Source organism: Psychrobacter sp. S4(2024), assembly GCF_036861305.1.
GTDB lineage: Bacteria > Pseudomonadota > Gammaproteobacteria > Pseudomonadales > Moraxellaceae > Psychrobacter > Psychrobacter cryohalolentis.
Map to the genome: position 1 here is coordinate 1 of NZ_JAZAQR010000009.1, position 2,522 is coordinate 2,522.

Consider the following 2,522-nt stretch of genomic DNA (forward strand, 5'->3'; position numbering starts at 1 on the left):
AAAGGGGCTACCGCCTTTGCCATGGAGCTATTGCCACGCACCTTATCACGCGCACAGAATATGGACGTCTTGTCTTCACAAGCCAACCTTGCCGGTTACAAAGCGGTGTTGCTCGCTGCCAATGAATACTCACGTCCTTTCCCGATGTTTATGACCTCAGCTGGTACGGTTAAGCCTGCCAAAGTCGTTATTCTAGGTGTTGGGGTTGCGGGTTTACAAGCGATTGCGACGGCGAAGCGTTTAGGCGCTGTCGTTGAAGCCAGTGATTTACGTCCGACCGCTCGCGAGCAAGTGGAGTCATTAGGTGGTAAATGGCTTGATGTCCCGATGAGTGCGGAGGAGGCTGAGACAGCTAAATCTACAGGCGGCTATGCGTGGACGCCATCTGAGCAATATATCAAAGACCAAGCTGCTATTGTTGATAAAGCCTTGAGCAATGCTGACATCGTCATTACGACTGCACAGATTCCGGGTCGTCAAGCGCCGCGTTTGGTACACCAATCAACCATTGCTAAGATGAAAGCTGGTTCGGTACTGATCGATATGGCTGCTGGCACTGGTGGAAACGTCGAAGGCAGTGTCCCTGATGAAACGATTACGACGTCAAATGGCGTGCGTATTGTCGGTGCAGCTAATATTCCCTCACAGTTGGCAGCACAATCTTCAGACTTATATGCCAATAACCTCGTTAATTTTATCACCACTTTAATTGCGCCTGCCGCTACAGATGACGCTACAGCAAACACAATGGCACTCAACTTAGACATGGAAGATGAGATTCAAGGCGCGTTGGCGGTGACACATGACAATCAAATACGCCTTGCTAAACGCTAAGCCTTAAACATTCAGTCTTGACTATTTCATTACCCTACATTTGCCAGATATGAAACAATTTTAGGAGGATAAGATGATTGCCACTATTTTAGCGGCAGCGCCAGCTGGTGCGGCCATGAGTAGCACGCCATTCGTAGCGATTTTTACCGTATTTGTACTTGCAATTTTTGTCGGATATTACGTCGTTTGGGGCGTCACCCCTGCACTGCATACGCCTTTAATGGCTGTAACCAACGCTTTATCAAGTATTGTTATTGTCGGTGCAATGCTACAGACCGTCACTATTGATGGTTCGATATTTACGCCGACCAGTTTACTTGGGGCTTTTGCGGTATTCTTAGCCAGTATCAATATTTTTGGTGGTTTCGCCGTGACCGAGCGTATGCTGTCGATGTTTAAGCCAAAAGTAAAAAAAGCAGTAGTAACCACAGATACTGGGGGTGACGCATGAGTGACTTATCAAATATGATTGCGGCAAATGCGGACTGGTTTTATCTTATCGGTGCCATTCTTTTTGTCTTAACCTTGCGTGGTTTATCGAGCCCAAAGACGGCCATTCGTGGTAACCGCTTCGGTATGGTGGCGATGGCGATTGCTGTCATCACGACATTCTTCTTGGCAGAGGGCCCTGTGCTTTGGTTGATTATCGGTGCGATGGTATTGGGTGCTATCGTCGGTATGTGGAAAGCAAAGACGGTCGCCATGACCCAAATGCCAGAAACCGTGGCTTTGATGCACTCGTTTGTCGGTTTGGCAGCGGTTGCGATTGCATTAGCAACGGTACTGCATACTGAACAACAGCATGGCGCGGTTGCTCGTGTTGAATTGTTTATTGGTTGTTTTATCGGTGCGATTACTTTCTCAGCATCGGTCTTTGCCTTTGGTAAATTGGCAGCGAAGAGCTGGGCTAAGACCTTAGTTGGTAGTTGGGTAAAACCTGTCCAAGCGCTATTGTTCATTGCGATGATTGCGTTCGGTGGTGTGTACTTCGTCACTGATTCATTACCCGCCTTCTATGCGATGGCAGTGATTGCAGTGATTTTTGGTTGGATGTGGATTGCGCCAATTGGTGGTGGCGATATGCCAGTGGTCGTGTCGCTATTGAACTCATTTTCAGGGTGGGCAGCAGCAGGTATTGGTTTTACTCTTGGCAACTCGATGCTCATTATCGCAGGTTCTCTAGTCGGTTCGTCAGGTGCGATTCTATCTTATATCATGTGTAAAGCCATGAACCGCTCATTACTCAACGTCTTATTTGGCGGTATGGGTACATCAGCGGTCGCAGCTGGCGGCGATGATGGCGCGCCAAAGAATTACAAAGCAGGATCAGCAGAAGATGCTGGCTTCCTTATGGCAAATGCCAGTAGTGTGGTGATTGTCCCAGGTTACGGCATGGCGCAAGGTCGTGCACAAAACGCTGTAAAAGAATTGTATGAGCTGTTAAAAGAAGAAGGCGTTAATGTTCGTTTTGCCATTCATCCAGTTGCAGGTCGTATGCCAGGACATATGAACGTACTATTGGCAGAAGCCGATGTGCCTTATGATGATATTTTAGAGATGGATGAGATTAACTCGGACTTCGCGAGTACGGATGTGGTATTAGTTATCGGTGCCAATGATGTTGTCAACCCATCTGCGAAAGATGATCCGACATCACCAATCTTTGGTATGCCAATTCTAGAAGTGAC

At 47.7% G+C, this 2,522-nt stretch carries 3 protein-coding genes; all 3 read left to right on the forward strand.

The annotated features are described in order from the left end of the window. Positions 1-834: NAD(P)(+) transhydrogenase (Re/Si-specific) subunit alpha (locus VLA57_RS12520; RefSeq protein ID WP_333955075.1), on the forward strand; the 834-nt coding region annotated here is incomplete at its 5' end. Positions 835-949: 115 nt separating this feature from the next. Further along, the gene (locus VLA57_RS12525; RefSeq protein WP_198010341.1) at positions 950-1,285 is read left to right on the forward strand and encodes a proton-translocating transhydrogenase family protein; all 336 of its coding nucleotides are present in this window, start codon (positions 950-952) and stop codon (positions 1,283-1,285) included. Continuing rightward, positions 1,282-2,522, forward strand: a 1,241-nt coding sequence (locus VLA57_RS12530) for an NAD(P)(+) transhydrogenase (Re/Si-specific) subunit beta (protein WP_442968879.1), incomplete at its 3' end; no start/stop codon positions are given. The genes VLA57_RS12525 and VLA57_RS12530, both read left to right, overlap by 4 nt.

Excerpts from the sequence above, each read along its gene's own strand:
- VLA57_RS12525 (WP_198010341.1), top strand. The coding sequence starts at position 950 with ATGAGTAGCACGCCATTCGTAGCGATTTTTACCGTATTTGTACTTGCA.